At 59.9% G+C, this 18,733-nt stretch carries 21 protein-coding genes; 8 read left to right on the top strand and 13 right to left on the bottom strand.

What is annotated here, in order from left to right:
• Window positions 1-286 precede the first annotated feature (286 nt).
• The 3 genes from QMG56_RS01690 to QMG56_RS01680 all read right to left on the bottom strand — a co-directional run bounded on the left by QMG56_RS01690 (window position 287) and on the right by QMG56_RS01680 (window position 2,075).
• Entirely contained in the window at window positions 287-949 is a 663-nt protein-coding gene (locus QMG56_RS01690) for a sigma-70 family RNA polymerase sigma factor (protein WP_281820831.1), read from the bottom strand.
• Window positions 950-1,056: 107 nt separating this feature from the next.
• On the bottom strand, window positions 1,057-1,209 hold the full coding sequence (locus QMG56_RS01685) for a hypothetical protein (RefSeq protein ID WP_281820990.1): 153 nt from the start codon (window positions 1,207-1,209) through the stop codon (window positions 1,057-1,059).
• A 71-nt stretch (window positions 1,210-1,280) separates the two neighbouring features.
• Entirely contained in the window at window positions 1,281-2,075 is a 795-nt protein-coding gene (locus tag QMG56_RS01680; protein WP_230188548.1) for a response regulator, read from the bottom strand.
• 354 nt (window positions 2,076-2,429) lie between these two features.
• Between QMG56_RS01680 and QMG56_RS01675 the strand changes: the two genes are divergently transcribed.
• Window positions 2,430-2,681: a NepR family anti-sigma factor gene (locus tag QMG56_RS01675; RefSeq protein WP_281820830.1), complete on the top strand. Its 252-nt coding sequence runs from the start codon at window positions 2,430-2,432 to the stop codon at window positions 2,679-2,681.
• 452 nt (window positions 2,682-3,133) lie between these two features.
• Window positions 3,134-4,279 (top strand): sensor histidine kinase, encoded by a 1,146-nt coding sequence (locus QMG56_RS01670; RefSeq protein WP_309298532.1) that lies wholly within the window; start codon window positions 3,134-3,136, stop codon window positions 4,277-4,279.
• A gap of 4 nt (window positions 4,280-4,283) precedes the next feature.
• Here QMG56_RS01670 and tgt read toward each other — a convergent pair whose 3' ends face one another.
• From tgt to QMG56_RS01635, 7 genes are all read right to left on the bottom strand, one after another.
• A complete protein-coding gene (gene tgt / locus QMG56_RS01665) occupies window positions 4,284-5,414 on the bottom strand; it encodes a tRNA guanosine(34) transglycosylase Tgt (protein ID WP_281820829.1) in 1,131 nt (376 codons plus the stop codon).
• A 32-nt stretch (window positions 5,415-5,446) separates the two neighbouring features.
• Window positions 5,447-7,438, bottom strand: coding sequence for a bifunctional diguanylate cyclase/phosphodiesterase (locus QMG56_RS01660; protein ID WP_281820828.1), 1,992 nt, complete (start codon window positions 7,436-7,438; stop codon window positions 5,447-5,449).
• Window positions 7,439-7,652: 214 nt separating this feature from the next.
• Complete coding sequence (gene queA / locus QMG56_RS01655) at window positions 7,653-8,684, bottom strand: tRNA preQ1(34) S-adenosylmethionine ribosyltransferase-isomerase QueA (protein ID WP_281820827.1); 1,032 nt, start codon at window positions 8,682-8,684, stop codon at window positions 7,653-7,655.
• Window positions 8,685-8,789: 105 nt separating this feature from the next.
• Window positions 8,790-9,542: a peptidylprolyl isomerase gene (locus QMG56_RS01650; RefSeq protein WP_230188553.1), complete on the bottom strand. Its 753-nt coding sequence runs from the start codon at window positions 9,540-9,542 to the stop codon at window positions 8,790-8,792.
• An 87-nt stretch (window positions 9,543-9,629) separates the two neighbouring features.
• On the bottom strand, window positions 9,630-10,148 hold the full coding sequence (coaD, locus tag QMG56_RS01645) for a pantetheine-phosphate adenylyltransferase (protein ID WP_281820826.1): 519 nt from the start codon (window positions 10,146-10,148) through the stop codon (window positions 9,630-9,632).
• Window positions 10,145-11,053, bottom strand: coding sequence for a polyprenyl synthetase family protein (locus QMG56_RS01640; protein WP_281820825.1), 909 nt, complete (start codon window positions 11,051-11,053; stop codon window positions 10,145-10,147). Before QMG56_RS01640 ends, coaD begins: the two co-directional genes overlap by 4 nt.
• Window positions 11,054-11,078: 25 nt before the next feature.
• On the bottom strand, window positions 11,079-11,336 hold the full coding sequence (locus QMG56_RS01635) for an exodeoxyribonuclease VII small subunit (protein WP_281820824.1): 258 nt from the start codon (window positions 11,334-11,336) through the stop codon (window positions 11,079-11,081).
• Between the two features lie 196 nt (window positions 11,337-11,532).
• On the opposite strand from QMG56_RS01635, the gene QMG56_RS01630 reads away from it, so the two are divergent.
• Both QMG56_RS01630 and purL read left to right on the top strand, forming a co-directional pair.
• Window positions 11,533-11,910 carry a hypothetical protein gene (locus tag QMG56_RS01630; protein WP_281820823.1) on the top strand — a complete coding sequence of 126 codons (378 nt, stop codon included), beginning with the start codon at window positions 11,533-11,535 and terminating at the stop codon, window positions 11,908-11,910.
• Between the two features lie 232 nt (window positions 11,911-12,142).
• The gene (gene purL, locus QMG56_RS01625; RefSeq protein ID WP_281820822.1) at window positions 12,143-14,335 is read left to right on the top strand and encodes a phosphoribosylformylglycinamidine synthase subunit PurL; all 2,193 of its coding nucleotides are present in this window, start codon (window positions 12,143-12,145) and stop codon (window positions 14,333-14,335) included.
• 234 nt (window positions 14,336-14,569) lie between these two features.
• Here purL and QMG56_RS01620 read toward each other — a convergent pair whose 3' ends face one another.
• The gene (locus tag QMG56_RS01620) at window positions 14,570-15,334 is read right to left on the bottom strand and encodes a methyltransferase domain-containing protein (RefSeq protein WP_281820820.1); all 765 of its coding nucleotides are present in this window, start codon (window positions 15,332-15,334) and stop codon (window positions 14,570-14,572) included.
• Between the two features lie 88 nt (window positions 15,335-15,422).
• Between QMG56_RS01620 and QMG56_RS01615 the strand changes: the two genes are divergently transcribed.
• From QMG56_RS01615 to bfr, 4 genes are all read left to right on the top strand, one after another.
• On the top strand, window positions 15,423-15,833 hold the full coding sequence (locus QMG56_RS01615) for a hypothetical protein (protein ID WP_281820819.1): 411 nt from the start codon (window positions 15,423-15,425) through the stop codon (window positions 15,831-15,833).
• A 65-nt stretch (window positions 15,834-15,898) separates the two neighbouring features.
• Window positions 15,899-17,140, top strand: a complete 1,242-nt coding sequence (locus QMG56_RS01610) for a DUF418 domain-containing protein (protein WP_281820818.1) — start codon at window positions 15,899-15,901, stop codon at window positions 17,138-17,140.
• Window positions 17,141-17,201: 61 nt separating this feature from the next.
• Window positions 17,202-17,372 (top strand): bacterioferritin-associated ferredoxin, encoded by a 171-nt coding sequence (locus QMG56_RS01605; RefSeq protein WP_230188563.1) that lies wholly within the window; start codon window positions 17,202-17,204, stop codon window positions 17,370-17,372.
• Window positions 17,373-17,475: 103 nt separating this feature from the next.
• A complete protein-coding gene (gene bfr, locus QMG56_RS01600) occupies window positions 17,476-17,955 on the top strand; it encodes a bacterioferritin (protein WP_281820817.1) in 480 nt (159 codons plus the stop codon).
• An 11-nt stretch (window positions 17,956-17,966) separates the two neighbouring features.
• Here the strand turns inward: bfr and QMG56_RS01595 are convergent, their stop codons facing one another.
• A complete protein-coding gene (locus QMG56_RS01595; RefSeq protein WP_375713621.1) occupies window positions 17,967-18,392 on the bottom strand; it encodes an Hpt domain-containing protein in 426 nt (141 codons plus the stop codon).
• 105 nt (window positions 18,393-18,497) lie between these two features.
• The gene (locus tag QMG56_RS01590; protein WP_281820816.1) at window positions 18,498-18,722 is read right to left on the bottom strand and encodes a sulfurtransferase TusA family protein; all 225 of its coding nucleotides are present in this window, start codon (window positions 18,720-18,722) and stop codon (window positions 18,498-18,500) included.
• Between the last annotated feature and the right edge of the window lie 11 nt (window positions 18,723-18,733).

Raw genomic sequence — 18,733 nt, 5'->3', positions numbered from 1 at the left:
AGCGCATCCATTCACTTAAATGAATGAATACAGCAACCTTTGGCTCTCAAGGCCGTTCAATAGAACATGACTTGGCAAAACGAAACATTGCGCGTGAATAAAGCGGCCACGGCCGCAGGATGCTATATGGTGGTCCCTGCTCCGTCCGCGCGGGATGGGGTGGCAGGGGCTTTGCGTTCCGTCTATCCTGCAGAACGCAATGCAGTGCCAGATGACATGCTCTTATTGCTGTCCATGCTCGACAAGTAAGTGGGGCAGTTGCCCGCAGACCTACTCTGCATAAATATCACCGCCCCTGGCTAAGCTTGTCCACGTCCGCCATTATTTCGTTCAGCACACCCGTGGGACCAGTAACCTGGCCGCGACGTGTAGGCATGTCGCCACTGTTCATCATTTCTTCCAAGGCAGCGCGCCCACGCGCCACTCGGCTCTTGATCGTACCGACAGCAACGCCGCAGATTTCAGCCGCTTCCTCATAGGCGAAACCGCCTGCGCCCACCAGAATGAGCGCTTCCCGCTGAGGCTGCGGCAGTTGCAGCAACGCGCGTTGCATGTCGGCCAGTTCGATATGCTTGTCCTGACCTGCAGGCGCCGCAAGCAATCTGTCCGCCGTCAAATCATCCCACTCGCCACGAAAGCGCGAACGGCGCATTTGCGAGAGATAATGATTGCGCAGGATGATGAACGTCCAAGCCCGCATGTTGGTGCCGGCCTGAAAGCGCGAGCGCGCAGCCCATGCCTTCAGCAAGGTTTCCTGCACGAGATCGTCAGCCAGATCGCGATTGCCTGACAAGGATCTGCCGAACGCACGAAGATGCGGAATGACGGCGCCAAGCTCTTTCTTGAAATCGACATCGGACAACGCCTCCCGATCCTCGGGCAAGGCAATGACGTCAACGTCTTCGTTGACTGCGTCGGGCGCGGTCGTCTTATTGGCAGCAACCATCATATGGTCGACCCAATAGAATGCGCTCCCACAAACGTCTTAGAGGTGTTGTTCAAAACGGACTTTCCCGATTGTACGTTAAATGGCCCGAATATGCGCCAAGGAACCATTCACAGCAAAAGCAACAGCGCCATGCCGAGGACCGCAAGCACTAGCGAGATCACCAGCACATAGCGCACGATATGTGGCGTCGATCCGCCACGGGCTTCATCCGTGCCGATGTGCTCTTCGTCCTGCATAATGCTCTCCCGTTCGTTACGCATCAATAACACCTCTGTCCGGACGATGTTCCCGATTACGTAACGAAGCGTAATAATTCCGCAGCTGGAATCGATCAGGCTGGCGCCGTGGCCTCATCGAAAAAGAGCGCTTGGGCAATTGCCGCCTTGACGGTAGACCTTTGAAAAGGCTTCGTAATAAGGAAGGTTGGCTCCGGGCGCTCTCCCGTCAGCAAGCGCTCGGGAAACGCGGTGATAAAGATTACCGGAACCGCGAATTCCGCCAGAATGTCCTTTACGGCATCGATACCGCTGGAATCGTCCGCAAGCTGAATGTCGGCCAGCACCAGTCCAGGGCGGTCGGCCATCGCTTCGCGGACAGCTTCGTCGCGGGTCACCGCAATGGCGGTGACATCATGCCCCAGATCGCGCACGATGGTTTCAATATCCATTGCGATGATCGGCTCGTCCTCGATGATCAGAACACGTGCACGGGTTTGCGTCTCGATTTCCTGCAGCGCTTCGGCAACGAGCGTGTCAACATCGGCGGGCGCCACATCGATAAGATAGGCCGCATCGTCGGTCGTAAAGCCCTCCATCGCGGTCAGCAGCAGCGCCTGGCGCGACAGCGGCGTAATACGCGCCAATCGTGCCGATGCGATGGCTTCATGCGCGCCGCTCGCTGTTGCTGCGGCATTGTCGTCAATATGCGACGATGACCAGATTGCGTGGAACGTGCGATACAGGCCCAGTCGAGGATCGACATCGCGGGGGAACTCTTCCGGAGCGGCGACGATGGCTTCCAAAGTGGCCCGGACATACGCATCGCCATGCGACTGACTGCCCGTGAGCGCGCGGCCATAACGGCGAAGAAAAGGCAGATGCGGATGTAATTGCTGGCCAAGCGACATAATGAAAACTGTCTCCCTGAGAACAATCGGCGGCATAATGCCAAACCGTTTGATCAATGTGTAAGGATGGAATGCCGGTTGCCGCTTTGCAACCCCCCGCCCCCGGAACTGCGTGTTTTTCCAAAGCCATTGCGCCGCGACACCGCCGCATTTCACAATGCCAATGAAAAATATTGCAACGTCGGAACCAACCACATCGCAATTTGTTTCACAGGCGTTCGGTTTTTTGTTCCGATCACTTTTTTTCTCAGGCACATGTCGTTTCTACGGACGGCAAGGATTGACGTTAGGGGGAGATGCAGCAAATGTCGGTAGCGTTTTCACCTTTAAAGTATAGGCACAAAGGGGCGAGTTTTGGGTTCTTCTGACATGCGACCGGAAGCCATCGCACCACATGACGCGCCGGTCGCTACCGTGGATGTTGCTACAGGGTCACTCCCGGCCGCCTCGCCATCGTCCGCAAAGAAAAAGCTACGTCAAAAGCCTGTTTCGGGAAGCAAAGGGGCCGACCATCAGGTTGGCGATGTATTGCGTTCTGTATATCAGACCGCTGTTCAGGAAGACATTCCTGCCGAGATGCTCGATCTTCTCAATAAGTTGGATTGAACGGTTAGAATGTGGCTGACGTTTCCGATGCCGCCCCGCAGGAGCGCTCCATAGTATTTGCGCCTTTCCGCTCCACTGGGGTCAAGATGTTCCTTATCTTGACTTTGGCGCTGCTACCGCTGGGGCTTGTCGCCTTGTTCGCCTCGCTTCAGGCCATCCGCACGGCGGACATGGAACGGGTCTCCCTTCTCAAAATTTCCGTTGTCCAAAGCGCTCGCACACTTTCGTCCGAGACTTCCCTCGATCGGACAGCCCTCCGCATTGGCATCAGCGGCTCTACCAGGGGAAGGGTCGATCCGCAGCAGTGCGAACGCATCTCCATGTTCATTCGATCAAGAACATCCTCCGACACTGTATTCGCTATATACAACAAAGCCGGAAGACGTCTTTGCGCAACCGCCGGTGCATCGCTCGATCGATTTTCCATACCGAATCGGCCGGATTCGCGACCCATGTCGTTACTGCCGGAAAAAAACACATTGGTGGCGCGCACCACCAGTGCCGATGGGAGTCTTGTGGCACTGATATTCTACGGTCGGAGCTATCTGAACCGGATCATATCGCCCTCCTCGTCCACGGTCAGGCATCAATATGTTCTGACGCAGGGCGAAAAACGGTTGTTCGTCTCGGGCAGCGCCGCGCGTCAGGCGGTCGGAAATCTCGAAAAGGTATCCGCCCCTGTCGGGCCGTCCGATATTCTGCTGACCTTGACCGCGTATAATCCGCCAAAAACCTGGGCGCGAACGCTCTCCCTCTTTCTGCCCCTGCTCATGTGGTTCTCCGCCGCCGCGATTGGATGGTTTGTCGTTAACCGGCTGTTGATCCGTCCGCTGGTGCTGCTGCGCCGGGCGGTAGCTGCCTATCAGCCGGGCGTCCCCCTGAAACCGCTGGAAAAAGTCCGCACCCCCGCGCAGGAAATAACCGATCTGGGCGAGACATTCCGGGCCATCAGCGAGGACGTGGCAACGCACGAAGTCGAAATGTCGGAAAGTCTGGTCCGACAGCGCAAGCTGACTCGCGAAGTCCATCATCGCGTGAAGAACAACCTCCAGATTATTGCCAGCCTCATCAACTTGCACAGCCGATCCGCGGTGACGCCCGATGCCGCCGATGCCTATGCCTCCATCCAACGTCGCGTCGATGCATTGTCCGTGGTGCATCGCAATCACTTCGCGGAGATGGAGGAAAATCGCGGTGTCGGCATCCGGGCGTTGGTGAGCGAACTGGCGGCGGGCCTACGTGCGTCCGGCACCGATGGTGGCGCGCGCCTGGCGATTCAGATCGACAGTGCAGATTTGCACGTCAGTCAGGACATTGCCGTCCCGGTGGCATTTTTGGTGACCGAACTGGTGGAGCTGGCGATGCTATGCGATCCTGCGGCGACCATCCGTATCACGGTGCACCTGAAAGACGACGAACCGGGTCGCGCCCAGATCAGCGTTGCGTCGCTCGCGCTCAGCACCACTCCGGTTCTTCAATCCCGTCTGGAAGGCCGCTTCGACCGTGTTCTGACCGGGCTATCGCGTCAGTTACGCGCGCCCTTGCGCCGCGATGAAGAGGAAGGCATCTTCTGCATCGACATTCCGATCATGGACTGAGACCCTATTTCTTCAGATAGCTATCGCGGAATGACGCGGCAAATGGGCCGAACCGACCTTCGGTGATCGCATCGCGTATCCCCTGCATCAAATCCTGATAGAAGTGGATGTTGTGCTGCGTCATCAGCATAGCGCCCAGCATTTCCCCCGCCTTTACCAGATGATGCAGATAGGCACGGCTCCACGTGACGCACACCGGACAGCCGCAGCGTGCGTCGATCGGCGCTTCGTCCTCGGCATGGCGCGCGTTGCGGATGTTGATCGGACCGCCCCAGGTGAATGCCTGCCCATTCCGGCCCGATCGCGTCGGCAGCACGCAGTCGAACATGTCGATGCCGCGCTCGACCGCGCCGACGATATCGTCCGGCTTGCCCACGCCCATCAGGTAACGGGGACGATCCACGGGCAACTGGTCGGGCGCGAAATCGAGCGTCGCGAACATCGCGTCCTGTCCCTCCCCCACGGCCAGACCGCCCACTGCATATCCATCGAAACCTATCTCGATAAGCTGCTGGGCAGAGCGCAGCCGCAAATCCTGATCGAGAGCGCCCTGCTGTATCCCGAACAAGGCGGACCGCTCCGCGTGCTCGACACCTGCATCGAACCCTTCGCGCGACCGGCGGGCCCACCGCATGGACCGCTCCATCGATAGCGCGGCTTCATCCCGCGTCGCACCGTTCTTCGTGCACTCGTCGAACGCCATCACGACATCGCTACCTAGCAGCCGCTGGATCTCCATCGATCGCTCGGGCGTCAGCATATGCTTCGATCCGTCAATATGGCTGGAAAAGGCGACACCCTGTTCGGTCAGCTTGGTCAGAGCGGAAAGGCTCATCACTTGATAGCCACCGCTGTCCGTCAGGATCGGCCTGTCCCACGCCATGAACCGATGCAGGCCGCCCAGCCGCGCCATGCGTTCCGCACCCGGACGCAGCATCAGATGATAAGTATTGCCCAGAATGATGTCGGCGCCCGCTGCACGCACTTCATCAGGGCGCATCGCCTTCACCGTAGCGGCGGTGCCGACCGGCATGAAGGCTGGCGTTCGAATATCCCCCCGGCGCATTGAAAGCGTGCCGGTGCGCGCCTTTCCATCGGTGGCGGCTATGTCGAAGGCGAAGCGGGGTCGGGTCATCCTGCGCCCATAGGCGCTTTTGGCAGCCTTTGTCAGCCCTCGGCGCGTTTGCGCCGCTGTCTTACCGGGCGCAAAGCGCGCTGCGTATCTATAACGATGTCGTTCGCTAGCAATCGCTTTATCTCCGCCCGGGTCTTGGGCTGACAGAGCAGAAAACCCTGCGCATAGGTGAAGCCTGCTTCGCGAGCGTATGTTTCCTGATCCTCGCTCTCGATGCCTTCCGCGACCGTATCCATGCCAAGTTCTGCGGCAAGGAAAGCGATTGCGCGGACCACCGCCTGATTTTCCGGGCTATTCTGCACATTGTGCATGAAACTCTGATCGACCTTGATCGTATCGAACGCATAGGCGCTCAAATAGCTGAGCGAGGAATAGCCCGTGCCAAAATCGTCCAGCGCCAGCCGCAGCCCGATCTTGCGCAATTCCAACAACATCGCACTGGTGCGTGGCTGATCGTCCAGAAACACGCTTTCGGTTACTTCCAGTTCAAGCCGCTTGGCAGACAGGCCGCTCGCCATCAGATGCCCGATGACCATCCGCGGCAGGTCCGCCGCCTGAAACAGTGCCGGCGACATATTGACTGCGAGGCGGATATGCTCCGGCCAATCCGACGCGGCACTGCATGCTTCGGCCAGCACCCAGTCGCTGATCTCGGTGATGATCCCGATGTTCTCGGCCACGGGAATGAACTCGGTTGGCGCTATGGACCCAAGCACGGGATGCGACCAGCGGACCAAGGCTTCGCAGCCGGCGAGCTTGCCGCTGCGCAAATCGAACATGGGCTGAAAATGCAACGAAAGCTGATTGTCCGGGATCGCACGCCGCAACCCGGTTTCCATGTCGTGAAGACGGTTGAACCGTTCCTTCATGGACCAGGTAAAGCTGACGGCGCGATTACGTCCAGTGCCTTTAGCCTGATACAGCGCCATATCGGCATGCTGCATCAACTCATCGACATCGCGCCCATCCTGTGGTGCCACCGCTATGCCCAGCGATGCCGTGATGGCCAGCGTATGCCCGGCGATTTCGAAACTGTGGCGGAAATAATCAATGACATCGGCAGCAATTGCCTGCGCCTCAGCACGATTGACATTGGGGCAGATCAGTATGAACTCATCGCCTCCGAAACGCGCCACATGGCCGCGCCCGTCCAGTGCCTCAGCCAATTTTTCGACAACCGCGCATAACAGATGATCGCCGATCATGTGCCCAAGCGAGTCGTTGATTTCCTTGAATCGGTCCAAATCCAGCCACAAAATGGCGACGGCATCGTTCGTGCGGCGGTTTTTGTCGAAAATTTCGCGCAGGCGTATCTGCATCGCCATCCGGTTTTCTACGCCGGTCAGGCTATCGAACCTTGCGAGCCTTTCGTATTTCACGGCTAGCTGCGATTTCTCACGTTCGCCCTGCAGCGCGTCAATAACGATCCGGTGAGTCTTGACGCTGATTTCGGCGATGCCCACCAGCATCAAGACCATCATTACGGCCAGAATGCGGTAGATGAAATCGCCCTGCAACCACAATCCTGCAGCCGTGGGCAATATCATGAGCGAGCTTTGCCCTAACGCTACACGCACGCGCCCTGCATTTCTGCCGGAAATCGCCGCGCCATAACTGGCCGCAAGCGTGGCGACGAGCATGTGCACGACGGGATCGGTTGAACGCAGAAGCGCCAGGCACGACATTCCCCCCAGCAGACCGCCGTGAATCCAGCTCGCAGCTTCGAAACCTATTGCCCAAGCGCGTCGGCTGCCAAAGCCCCGCTCGACCGTGATCCGATCGGCAATCCACGCACAGGCAAGCCGCGCAAGGCCAGCAATTGCCAAACCAATCGTCAACGCCAATATGATTCGATCTTGTAATTTCAACGCGACGATGATGCCGATGCCGGGGGCAATGGCACAGCCGATTATAAGCGCAAGGGGAGACGCATAAAGCGATTCGGCAAGCAATTGCTGCGCGTGAGCATCCACTCCCGCGTCGCGTCGAGCATGAATGCTCCACTGCTTTGCCTTATCCGTCAACTACACCCTCCGTCTCTCGCCCCACCCTTGCCGCACAATGTGTTCCCTTTTGGTAAACTTCTGAATTGGCGTCGCTAAATTCCGGCGCGTGGTTCCTAGAGGCGATAGGTGAAAACGCGGTGAACGGAGCGAAAGTGCCCCTTCTTCTCGATAAAAACGCTTACCCTTTACCGTCGGCTCTCCGGCCTGATCGGGTCAGTACCCATTCTGATCGTTAGCCGGGAAGCAGCAGGCTCGAATCGCCATAGGAATAGAACCGATACCCCTGTGCGATGGCATAGGCGTACGCTTCCTGCATCCGCTGCCGGCCCATCAACGCGCTAACCAGCATGAACAGGGTCGATTTGGGCAAGTGAAAATTGGTCATAAGACCGTCGACAGCGCGAAACCGATACCCCGGCGTAATGAAGATACGCGTCTCGTCGGCGAAGGGCCGAACGATGCCGTCCTCGCCGGTGGCGCTTTCCAGCAGCCGCAAACTGGTGGTACCGACAGCGATGACCCGACCGCCCGCGGCGCGAACCGCATTCAACCGATCCGCCGCCGCCGCATCGATCCGCCCCCATTCGGCATGCATATTATGGTCGGCGGTATCGTCGGCTTTGACCGGCAGGAAGGTACCTGCGCCTACATGCAAGGTCAGCGTCTGCGCAAGCACGCCGCGTGCTTCCAGCGCCGCCATCAGCTCCGGCGTGAAATGCAGCGCGGCCGTGGGCGCGGCAACCGCGCCATCTTCCCGTGCGAACATCGTCTGATAATCTTCGCGATCCTGCGCGTCGGTGGGGCGCTTGGCTGCGATATAGGGGGGCAAGGGCATCCGCCCGGCCCGCTCAAGTAGAATTTCGACCGGCGCATCGCCTTCGAAATTCAGCGTGATTGCGCCTTCATCGTCCTTCGCGCCAGCAATCGCCGTCACGCCTTCGCCGAAATCGATGCGGTCGCCTTCGCGAACGCGCTTGGCGTTGCGGACGAATGCTTGCCAGCTACGCAAGCCTAGTCGCTTGTGCAGCGTCGCGCCGATCCGCGCTTCGCCTCGCATCCCCTCAAGCTGCGCAGGAATGACGCGCGTATCGTTGAACACCAGGCAATCGCCCGCGCGTAACAGCGACGGCAGATCGGACACGATCCGATCCGCCATCCCCGCTGTCCCGTCGAGCACCAGCATGCGCGCAGAATCGCGCGGCAGCGCAGGGCGCAACGCGATCCGCTCCGGCGGCAAATCGAAATCGAACAAATCTACGCGCATCGACCAAATCCCCCTTTCCCCTTCAGGGGAGAGGATCGAGGAGAGGGGGTATCACATCGACACCCAATATTATGCCGTTTCCATCCGCAGGAAAAGCGGCTTTCCTTACGGCTTGATCGGCGCGCTCAGATCCGCAGCGCTAGGCACCTTGGCGGGTGCAGGGGCGACGTTCAGATTGGCGGGGACAGCCTTTCCGTCGCTCTCGATCGAGGCCTGCACGATCACCGACGGATCGGCGGGCGGCTCGCCCACGGCGATGGGATCGATATATTGCATCCCTTCGATCACTCGGCCAACCACCGTATATTTCTTGTCAAGTTGCATCCGGGGCAGGAACAGGATGAAGAACTGGCTGTTCGCGCTGTCCTCGCTCGCCGCACGCGCCATCGACACCGTGCCGCGCAGATGCGGCATCAAGTTGAACTCCGCCTTCAGGTCCGGCAGCGGCGATCCGCCGGTGCCATCCCCCTTGGGATCGCCACCCTGCGCCATGAAGCCGGGAATCACGCGATGGAACTTCAGGCCATTGTAAAAGCCCTGCCGCGTCAGCGTCTTGATCCGCTCGACATGGTTCGGCGCGATGTCGGGGCGTAACTGGATGCGCACCCGGCCGCCTGTCGACAGATCCAGGTCCCATACATTGTCGGGTTCGACGGGCACGACGGCTGCAGGCACTTTCGCCGCGCCCTCTTCGCCCAGCTTCTTGGCGTTTTCAGCCGCGATGGCCGCAGACTCAGCCTTCTTGAGCTCGTCGGCCCGCCCGCCGCCGCCCTGCGCCATAGCCGGTGCCGCCGCGATCGCCGCAAGCATGAACGTGCCTGTTATGCACGCCGTCCTGAAACCCTTTAACAACGCCATGTTCGTCCTGTCTCCAGCGGAGGAATAGGTGGTCCGCACCATCGTGCGGATAAGAAAAATACTATGAATGGACCATGAGCGGTCGCCTCATGTGCCCTTTCGCCCGATGCGCTCTACGCGCTCGGCGACTTCCTCGCAAACCTTGGGGCTCACGAATTTGTGGATGGGTCCGCCGAACAGTGCGATTTCCTTGACCAGACGGCTCGCAATCGGCTGCAACGACACGTCGGCCATCAGGAATACGGTCTCGATCCCGGCATTGATCTGCTGGTTCATGCCCGCCATCTGATACTCATATTCGAAATCCGCGACCGCGCGCAGGCCGCGAATGATCATGCTGGCCCCTTCCCGCTCGGCAAAGGTCATTAACAGCGCGTCGAACGCCACCACACGGATTTCGGTGTCGATGTCGGCGCATTCACGCTTCACCATCTGCATCCGTTCATCCAGCGTGAACATCGGAGATTTGCTCGGATTGGTCGTCACGCCGATCACCAGCCGGTCGACCAGCTTCGCGCCACGCCGGATGATATCCATATGCCCCAGCGTCACGGGATCGAACGTGCCGGGATAGACGCCCACGCGCGGTTTCAGTCTCTCGCTCATCGGTCACGCTCCACTACATAGTCGGCAATCGCACGCAACAGGTCGGCTTCCGCGCCGAATCCATGCAAATGCGCCTTCGCCTGATCCACCAGCATCCGCGCCTGTTCGCGCGCACGCTCGACACCCAGCAGCGAGACGAAAGTTTCCTTGCCCGCTGCCGCATCCTTGCCCAATGCCTTGCCCGCCAGATGGGCATCGCCTTCCACGTCCAGAAGGTCGTCCGCAATCTGGAACGCCAGCCCGATATCGCGCGCATAGCCATGCAGGCTCGTGCGACCCTCTGGCGGGATCCGGCCCAGAATTGCCCCCGCCTCGACACAAAAGCCGATGAGCGCACCAGTCTTTAATTGTTGTAACCGCGTGACCGTCGGCAGATCGAAGCCGGATTTCTCCGCCTCCAGATCCATCATCTGACCGCCCGCCATTCCGGCCGGACCGCTGGACACCGCCAGCGCCCGAACCAGTTCGCACCGCACGAACGGATCGGCATGGGTGCGCGGATCGATCAACACTTCGAACGCCAGATCGTGCAGGCAATCCCCAGCCAGGATCGCCGTCGCCTCGTCGAATGCCTTGTGGACGGTCGGCTTGCCGCGGCGCAGATCGTCATTGTCCATCGCGGGCAGATCGTCGTGCACCAGCGAATAGACGTGGATGCACTCGACCGCCAAGCCCACACGCACCGCCGATTCGGCCGACACGTTGAACAGGTCCGCTGTCGCCTTAACCAGCATCGGCCGCATCCGCTTGCCGCCGCCAATGGCCGCATGGCGCATCGCTTCATACAGGCGCGCACGCGCATCGTCGGGCACCGGCAGCAGGGAATCGAACGCCTTGTCGATGGCGATGCCGACTTCCCGCACCGCAGCGTTCAGCAGATCGCTCTTTGCCACAGATGCGCTCATGCCGACTTCCCCCAAAACGCAGCGTTCAATTGGCGTCGAAGGGCTGCGCCCCGATCGCGTCGCCTGCCGGATTGAGCGTCAGCTTCTGAATCTTCGCCTCGGCATCGGCCAGCCGCCTGGTGCACTGCGCCCGTAACGCTTCGCCCCGCGTATAAAGCGCGATCGATTCCTCCAGCGGCGCGTCGCCACTTTCCAGCTTGCGCACGATGCCTTCCAGCTCACGCAACGCATCTTCGAAGGACAAGGCGGCAACGCCTTCGTTCTCTATGGTGTTGGTCTCCATGACAGAAGCATTGGCGGGGGCAGACGCTATGGTCAACCCCGCCCGTTAATCGCGCAGACAGCCGTCATGACGAATGATCGAGATACGCCACCCAAGTGTAACGAAAAGGTCAAGCCGCGCCGCAATATAGATAAGGTCAAAAATACCATTTTTCCGTTGACGCACTATGCTGCAACCGCACATACGAGGTTCCGTCATGAAACATCATATCCCCCTCCTCGCCGTCGCTGCCCTGATCTCGCTTTCCGCGTGCAGCAAGTCCGAACCCGAAGTCGTGGGCGGCCCTGCCGACCCGATGGCTGAACAGATCGCCAACGCTGCGCCTGTCGAATTGCCGCCAGCCGTGAAGGCCAGCAAGCAGTATCGTTGCAAGGACAACAGCCTTATTTTCGTCGACTTTCTGTCCGACGACAAGACGGCCAACCTGCGCACCGAAAAGAACGGCACGCCCACCAAGCTGACGGCTGCCGAAGCCGGTGGCGCTCTGAAGGTCGATGGCTATGAAGTCAGCGGTCCGGGAAGCCCTGTAACGATCACCGTTCCCGGCAAGAGCGCACAAAGCTGCAAGGGCTAAACCCTTACTCATCTCAACCCATCGAAGGCCGGACGCGAAAGCCTCCGGCCTTTTTCTTTGATCCGCGTATCGCTCCTCTCCTGTGGGAGAGGATAGTGAAGGTTGGCAGCGTGCTGCCTACCGAAACTTTGAGAGGGGTTGTGCGCTATCGCTGGAGAGAAGCCCTCTCCAACTCTCATGGGGATGGGATAGCATGTTGCCCAAATCCCCCCGCCCCGCTAAACGCGCGCACATGTCCAGCACCGCACCCGCCATCACCCCCGAAATCGTCGCCGAGCATGGCTTCAACGAAGAGGAATATGCCCGCGTCCTGAACGCTCTGGGGCGGGAGCCGAACATCACCGAACTCGGCATATTCTCGGTCATGTGGTCGGAACATTGCAGCTATAAATCCAGCCGCATCCACTTGAAGAACCTGCCGACCACCGCCCCCTGGGTCATTTGCGGCCCCGGCGAGAATGCTGGCGTCATCGACATCGGCGCAGGGCCGAACGGCACGAAACTCGCCGCCATCTTCAAGATGGAAAGCCACAATCACCCGTCCTACATCGAACCTTATCAGGGCGCGGCGACGGGCGTAGGCGGCATCCTGCGCGACGTGTTCACCATGGGCGCGCGCCCGGTCGCGAACATGAACGCGCTGCGCTTTGGCCGCCCCGACCATCCCCGGATGCGCCACCTCATCAGCGGCGTCGTGCGCGGCATCGGCGGCTATGGCAATTGCGTCGGCGTTCCGACCGTGGGCGGCGAAGTCAATTTCCATTCCGCCTATGACGGCAATATCCTGGTCAACGCCATGACCGTGGGCATCGCTGAGCAGGACAAGATTTTCTATTCCGCGGCCTCCGGCGTCGGCAATCCCATCGTCTATGTCGGCTCAAAGACCGGCCGCGACGGCATCCACGGCGCAACCATGGCCAGCGCCGACTTCGGCGAAGACTCGGACGCAAAGCGCCCCACCGTGCAGGTCGGCGATCCCTTCACGGAAAAGCTGCTGATCGAAGCCTGCCTCGAACTCATGGCATCCGATGCCATTGTCGCCATTCAGGATATGGGCGCCGCGGGCCTCACCTCCTCCTCGGTCGAAATGGCCAGCAAGGGCGGCGTCGGCCTCCTGCTCAACATGGACATGGTGCCGCAGCGCGAAACCGGCATGTCGGCGTATGAAATGATGCTGTCCGAATCGCAGGAACGGATGCTCATGGTCCTGAAACCCGGCAAGGAAGCCTTTGCTGAGGCGATCTTCCACAAATGGGAACTGGATTTCGCGGTCATCGGCGAAGTCACCGACACGGGCCGCATGGTCCTCACCCATCATGGCGAAACCGTGTGCGACATCCCGCTCGCCCCGCTGGCCGACGACGCGCCGCTGTACGACCGCCCGCATGTGCCGACGCCCAAGCGCGCACCGCTGACCGACATTCCCGCCAGCACCGACATCGCTGCGGACCTCGTCACCCTGATGGGCAGCCCCGACATCGCCAGCCGCCGCTGGATCTGGGAACAATATGACCACATGGTCGGTGCGGATACGCTGCAGCGCCCCGGTGGCGACGCCGCCGTCGTCCGCATCCACGGCACCAACCGCGCGCTGGCGATCAGCACCGATTGCACCCCGCGCTATTGCTATGCCGACCCGTTCGAGGGCGGCAAGCAAGCCATCGCCGAATGTTATCGCAACATCAGCGCGGTCGGCGCCCTGCCCCTCGCGGTCACCAACTGCCTCAACTTCGCCAACCCGCAGCGCCCCGAAATCATGGGCCAACTCGTCGGTTGCCTTGACGGCATGGGCGAAGCCTGCCGCGCGCTCGACTTCCCAGTCGTGAGCGGCAACGTCTCGCTCTATAACGAAAGCAAGGCCGCCGGCGGCGGCAGCGCGATCCTGCCGACCCCCGCCATTGGCGGCGTCGGCGTGCTGGAAGACATCGACACGATGGCGACCGTAGCGTTCAAAGCAGAAGACGAAGCGATCTTCGTCATCGGCGACAATAACGGCCATCTCGGCCAGTCGCTCTGGCTGCGCGAAGTGCATGGCCGCGAAGACGGCCCGCCCCCGCCCGTCGATCTTACCAAGGAAAAGGCCCACGCCGCGTTCATCCGCACCCTCGTCGCGGAAGGCAAGGTCAGCGCCGTGCATGACGTGTCCGATGGCGGCCTGCTCGTAGCGGTGGCCGAAATGGCGATGGCCGGCGGCATCGGCGCAACGCTCGAAGAAATCGGCGACCACTTCACCGCATTCGGTGAAGATCAGGCGCGCTATGTCGTCACCAGCAGCGTGGCGGGCAGCATCCAGGCGGCTGGCATCCCGATGACCCGCATCGGCACCACTGGCGGCAACGCCCTCGTGCTCCACGGCAAGAGCATCGCCATCGCCGACCTTCGCAGCGCCCACGAAGGCTTCTTCCCCGCCCTGATGGATGGCTAAGAAAAGCCATCCCCCCTCCGTCATTCCTGCGAAAGCGGGAACCCACACCTCGACACGCGGCTGGCGTGCGGCAGGCACGACAGGTTCCGCCTTTCCCGCCAATAACGATGTGGCGAAGAGAAGCCCTGTCCTACATCCCCGCCCCGCTGCTACATTCGCGTCGGCTCTTTGAAACCCCGGCACTTTTTGCACCTAACCTCATGCCCACACGCGCGAGGTTAGAGAAGTTACGGCCTAAATCCGCGTCACTCGCGCGAACAGCACGTGATAATCGTCGCACGCACCCTGTGCGTCGAACGCTGCCATCACGCGCCGCAACGCCCCCGTGCCCAGCGGCGCGCGACCCGGCGTCGGCACGCTCGCACCGATGCCCTTAAGGTGCGTCATCAGCCCGCGCGCACTACCCCATTCAACGGGATAATCCTCGTCGAACGCAAAGGCATCGGGATATGCCGCCAGCATGGACTGCAACGCCGACAGCGACGGATAGTCCGCCACGCCTGCCGCAACCCCGCACGCCGCATGCGCAGCGCGCCAATGCGCGAAGCTCCGCGCGCCCATGGTGGAGAAGATCAGACTCCTGCCCGGCCGCAGCAGTCCGTGCAACCGTGCCACGGCCAGCGGCAGATCGTCGAACCACTGAAAGGCAAGGCTCGACAGGATGAGGTCGAAATGCGGGCCGTCGAACCAGGGCGCTTCGCCGTCCATCGGCAGGAACGTCCCCGCGATCATCGCCCCATCTGCCACCCGCGCGACCATGTCCGCTGCCAGATCGGTCGCGACCAGCTTGGCGCTAGGCCAGCGCCCGCCAATCTCCCGCGTCAGCAAACCCGTGCCGCAACCGATCTCCAATATCTGCGGCGCATCGGGCAGGGAAAGCAGGGACGCCAAATCGGCCACCGTCCTTGCCGCGATCCGCTGCACATCGGCATGGTCGTCATAGCCCGCCGCCGCTGCGCCGAAGGCTGCCGCTATCTTGTCCTTGCGCTCATCCGCCATGCCAACCCTCTTGCAGAACCCTCGGCCGATTTCCACCGTCTCGCGCTCTTGCTATGAGTATCGGATCATATTGCATCGGGGGGCATAGATGACGGCAGGATATTCCGGCACGCCACTGGCAAAGAAGCTTTCGCTCAAGTCGGGAATGCGGGTCTGGTTCGATGCCGTGCCCGAGAGTGTACGTGCAGAAATTGTCGATGCCGCCCTCTCCCTGCATGAGTGCTCTCTCCCGGAAGCGCCGCTCGACGCCGCTCATGTTTTCGTGACCGAACGGCAGGCCATGGAAGCGCGCATTGCCACTCTTCGTCCCCTGCTCGCCCCCGCCGGCTTCCTATGGATCAGTTGGCCGAAAAAGGCTTCAAAGGTGCCAACCGACATAACAGAGGATATAATTCGTGCGGTCATCCTTCCCAACACAGACCTCGTTGACGTAAAGGTTTGCGCCGTCGATACCACATGGTCGGGCCTCAAGCTCATGATCCGCAAGGATAAGCGCTAAGGTCACTTTCCGTAGCCCAGTTTGTGACGGTGGACCCAGCACCGAAAAAGGATAAGAGCGGCCGCATGCTTCCCGACACCCGCATTCTCCCCCTCGATGCCCTGCGCGGTTTTGCCGTGATGGGCATATTGATGCTGAACATCATCGGCTTTTCCATGCCTGAGGCCGCCTATATCAATCCGGCGGTCTGGGGCGGCACGGACTTTCCCAACATTGCCGCATGGTTCACCGCCTTCGTGCTGTTCGACGGCAAGATGCGGGGGCTGTTCTCGCTCCTTTTCGGCGCATCCATGCTCCTCATCATCGAACGCGCCGAAATCAGCGGGCGCGACGGGCGGCGCGTCCATATTGTGCGCGCAGCGTGGCTGTTCGCTTTCGGCCTCGCGCATTATTTGCTGCTGTGGTGGGGCGACATATTGATGATCTATGCGATCGTCAGCCTGATCGCACTGCTGTTTATCGGACGCCCACCCCTGAGCCTCGTCAAATGGGCATTTGGCGCGTTTCTCGTGCATTTCGTGATCCTCGTGACGTTCATCGTCAGCGCCTACGCCTTTGGCCACGCCGCCGCAGAACCGGGCGCATCCGCGCAGGTTGTGCAAGGCTTCGGCCAGATGATCGACAGCTTCGGCAGACCCGGAACGCCAGCCATCACGCAGGAGGTCGCGCTCTACCGCTCCGATTATGGTGCGATCTTCGCCGCTTCCCTCAAAGCACTGCCGGACAAAACAACCCTGCTCATATACTTCACGTTCGACACGCTCGGCTTCATGCTGCTTGGCATGGCGATGCTCAAGGGCGGCTTCCTCAACGGGCAGTGGCCCATCGACCAGTATAGCCGCACCGCCCGCCACTGTTTTCTCATTGGCCTGCCCCCCACCGCTGCAATGGCGATTTGGGTTATTGTGTCCGGCTATGATCCGCTTGTGGCCTTCGGCGTATTCCTGAGCTGGTCCTTTCCATTCCGCATACCGCTAACGGTCGGTTACGCGGCGCTGTTCATGACGTGGATATTGCTCGCACCGGATAACCCCCTGATCCTGCGCATAGCTGCGGCCGGGCGCATGGCGTTCAGCAACTACCTTGGCACCAGCTTGCTGATGACCGCGATATTCTATGGATGGGGCGGCGGACTGTTCGGCCATGTCGACCGCGCGCATTTGTATTTGTTCGTATTCGGCGCCTGGGCGCTCATGCTTCTCTGGTCGAAGCCGTGGCTGGTTCGATTCCATTTCGGCCCCTTCGAATGGCTCTGGCGATCGCTGGCACGGGGCGAGATGCAGAAAATGCGACGAATTCGCAATTAGGCGCTAATTTACTATTGCGACCTATTAGCAGGAAAGCTACTTCGGTGTCAGGAGATGGCACATGGTTGTTTGTATCTGCAATGCGATTCGCGAAAAAGACCTGCGGGAAGCCGCGCGTGACGGATGCGATACGCCTTGCAGCGCTTATGCCAGGTTCGGTCGGCGCCCAAAATGCGGGCAGTGCGTACCGTTCGCGCGAACCATTATCGCTGCAGAGCGTGCGACTGCATAACATTCGCATGTAAGAAAACGGCGCATTTCTGCCGTTTTTTAGGTTACATTCTGTAGACTTAACATTATGGTCGTTGCTCGCGAAACAAGCTGGAGCATGTCCCATGAAGGGCGACCCCAAGGTCATCGACTATCTTAACGACGTGCTCAAGAATGAGCTGACCGCGATCAATCAATATTTCCTGCATTACCGCATCCTCAATCACTGGGGCGTGAAGAAGCTCGCCAAGTTTGAATATGAGGAATCGATCGACGAGATGAAGCACGCCGATAAATTGGCTGAGCGCATCCTGTTTCTGGACGGCCTGCCCAATTTCCAGCTTCTCGGACGGCTCAAAGTCGGCGAAAATGTCGAAGAGATTTTGAAGTCCGATCTCGAACTTGAATATGAAGCATTGCCGCCCCTCAAGGACGGTATCGCTTATTGCGAGTCTATCCGGGATTATGTGACGCGCGATATATTCGCCGACATCCTTGAAAGCGAAGAAGAGCATATCGATACGCTGGAAACCCAGTTCGAAATGATCGAACGCATGGGAATTCAGAACTACATTCAGCTTCAGTCGGAAGCTGCGGAAGACTGACGCCAGTGAGCCTAGAGCCGCGTCAGTCCCTGGGTCGGTTCGAGCCTACGCCCGAACCCGCCGGGGCGGCGTGTCACAAGTGGATTTGAATCGGCTTCAAGAGCAGCAATCGTTTCCGCGAAACAGCCACGCAGCGCAACGACGATCTCGATCAGTTCTTCGGGACTTTCGTGATATTCCACGCAACGTCGCGCCACCATTTCGATTTCTTCAGCCATGTCGCCCAAACGTTCCGCGCCAAACTGCCGCGATTCCCCCTTCAACGTATGAGCAGGCAGAACCAAAGCAGTCGCATTGCGCGCACGCATAGCCTCCTCGATCGCGGCGACCGATTTAGTCCCGTCTTCTTTGAAATATCCCAATATCCGAACGAAATCGGTACCAAGCTCTGCGCGCGCTTGTGCAAAGTCCGTAAAGTCGATCAGCTTGGCGTCCATATGTGACACGTTCGATGCTCCCAAAGGCGCAATCATGCGCCCACTTGAATCGATGTGTAATATGAGAGGGGTAAATGGAGCGTTAAATCGCCATAAATGAGCCGTTTAAGAGCGTGTTGGCCTCTCCAGCCTGAAAGCTGGAGCACGATCATCCGCTATACGCGCTATCTCCCAACCCTGTTGCTCTGCCAACGCTGCCAGTTCGGTCGGCGCTATCGGATCGTCAGCCAAAACCATGACCGCACAGACATTGCGCATGGCGCGTGCCACCCTAAGCGCTGGCCACGGGCAGCGCATGCCTCGCGCATCGATAATCGGCACGTCGCTCACAACAATTGGCG

This window comes from Sphingobium sp. BS19 (assembly GCF_027925545.1).
In the GTDB taxonomy this organism is placed as follows: Bacteria; Pseudomonadota; Alphaproteobacteria; order Sphingomonadales; family Sphingomonadaceae; genus Sphingobium.
The sequence above is the reverse complement of the archived record's forward strand: the minus strand, read 5'-3'. Positions and strand labels throughout refer to the sequence as shown.

What these genes read in the sequence shown, in the direction of transcription:
- QMG56_RS01595 (WP_375713621.1), bottom strand. Translation starts at nt 18,392, where the DNA reads ATGGACGCCAAGCTGATCGACTTTACGGACTTTGCACAAGCGCGCGCA.
- QMG56_RS01680 (WP_230188548.1), bottom strand. Translation starts at nt 2,075, where the DNA reads ATGTCGCTTGGCCAGCAATTACATCCGCATCTGCCTTTTCTTCGCCGT.
- QMG56_RS01650 (WP_230188553.1), bottom strand. Translation starts at nt 9,542, where the DNA reads ATGGCGTTGTTAAAGGGTTTCAGGACGGCGTGCATAACAGGCACGTTC.
- purL (WP_281820822.1), top strand. Translation starts at nt 12,143, where the DNA reads ATGTCCAGCACCGCACCCGCCATCACCCCCGAAATCGTCGCCGAGCAT.
- QMG56_RS01620 (WP_281820820.1), bottom strand. Translation starts at nt 15,334, where the DNA reads ATGGCGGATGAGCGCAAGGACAAGATAGCGGCAGCCTTCGGCGCAGCG.
- QMG56_RS01635 (WP_281820824.1), bottom strand. Translation starts at nt 11,336, where the DNA reads ATGGAGACCAACACCATAGAGAACGAAGGCGTTGCCGCCTTGTCCTTC.
- QMG56_RS01615 (WP_281820819.1), top strand. Translation starts at nt 15,423, where the DNA reads ATGACGGCAGGATATTCCGGCACGCCACTGGCAAAGAAGCTTTCGCTC.
- QMG56_RS01630 (WP_281820823.1), top strand. Translation starts at nt 11,533, where the DNA reads ATGAAACATCATATCCCCCTCCTCGCCGTCGCTGCCCTGATCTCGCTT.
- tgt (WP_281820829.1), bottom strand. Translation starts at nt 5,414, where the DNA reads ATGACCCGACCCCGCTTCGCCTTCGACATAGCCGCCACCGATGGAAAG.
- QMG56_RS01690 (WP_281820831.1), bottom strand. Translation starts at nt 949, where the DNA reads ATGATGGTTGCTGCCAATAAGACGACCGCGCCCGACGCAGTCAACGAA.
- bfr (WP_281820817.1), top strand. Translation starts at nt 17,476, where the DNA reads ATGAAGGGCGACCCCAAGGTCATCGACTATCTTAACGACGTGCTCAAG.
- QMG56_RS01605 (WP_230188563.1), top strand. Translation starts at nt 17,202, where the DNA reads ATGGTTGTTTGTATCTGCAATGCGATTCGCGAAAAAGACCTGCGGGAA.
- QMG56_RS01685 (WP_281820990.1), bottom strand. Translation starts at nt 1,209, where the DNA reads ATGCGTAACGAACGGGAGAGCATTATGCAGGACGAAGAGCACATCGGC.
- QMG56_RS01640 (WP_281820825.1), bottom strand. Translation starts at nt 11,053, where the DNA reads ATGAGCGCATCTGTGGCAAAGAGCGATCTGCTGAACGCTGCGGTGCGG.
- queA (WP_281820827.1), bottom strand. Translation starts at nt 8,684, where the DNA reads ATGCGCGTAGATTTGTTCGATTTCGATTTGCCGCCGGAGCGGATCGCG.
- QMG56_RS01670 (WP_309298532.1), top strand. Translation starts at nt 3,134, where the DNA reads ATGTCGTTACTGCCGGAAAAAAACACATTGGTGGCGCGCACCACCAGT.
- QMG56_RS01610 (WP_281820818.1), top strand. Translation starts at nt 15,899, where the DNA reads ATGCTTCCCGACACCCGCATTCTCCCCCTCGATGCCCTGCGCGGTTTT.
- coaD (WP_281820826.1), bottom strand. Translation starts at nt 10,148, where the DNA reads ATGAGCGAGAGACTGAAACCGCGCGTGGGCGTCTATCCCGGCACGTTC.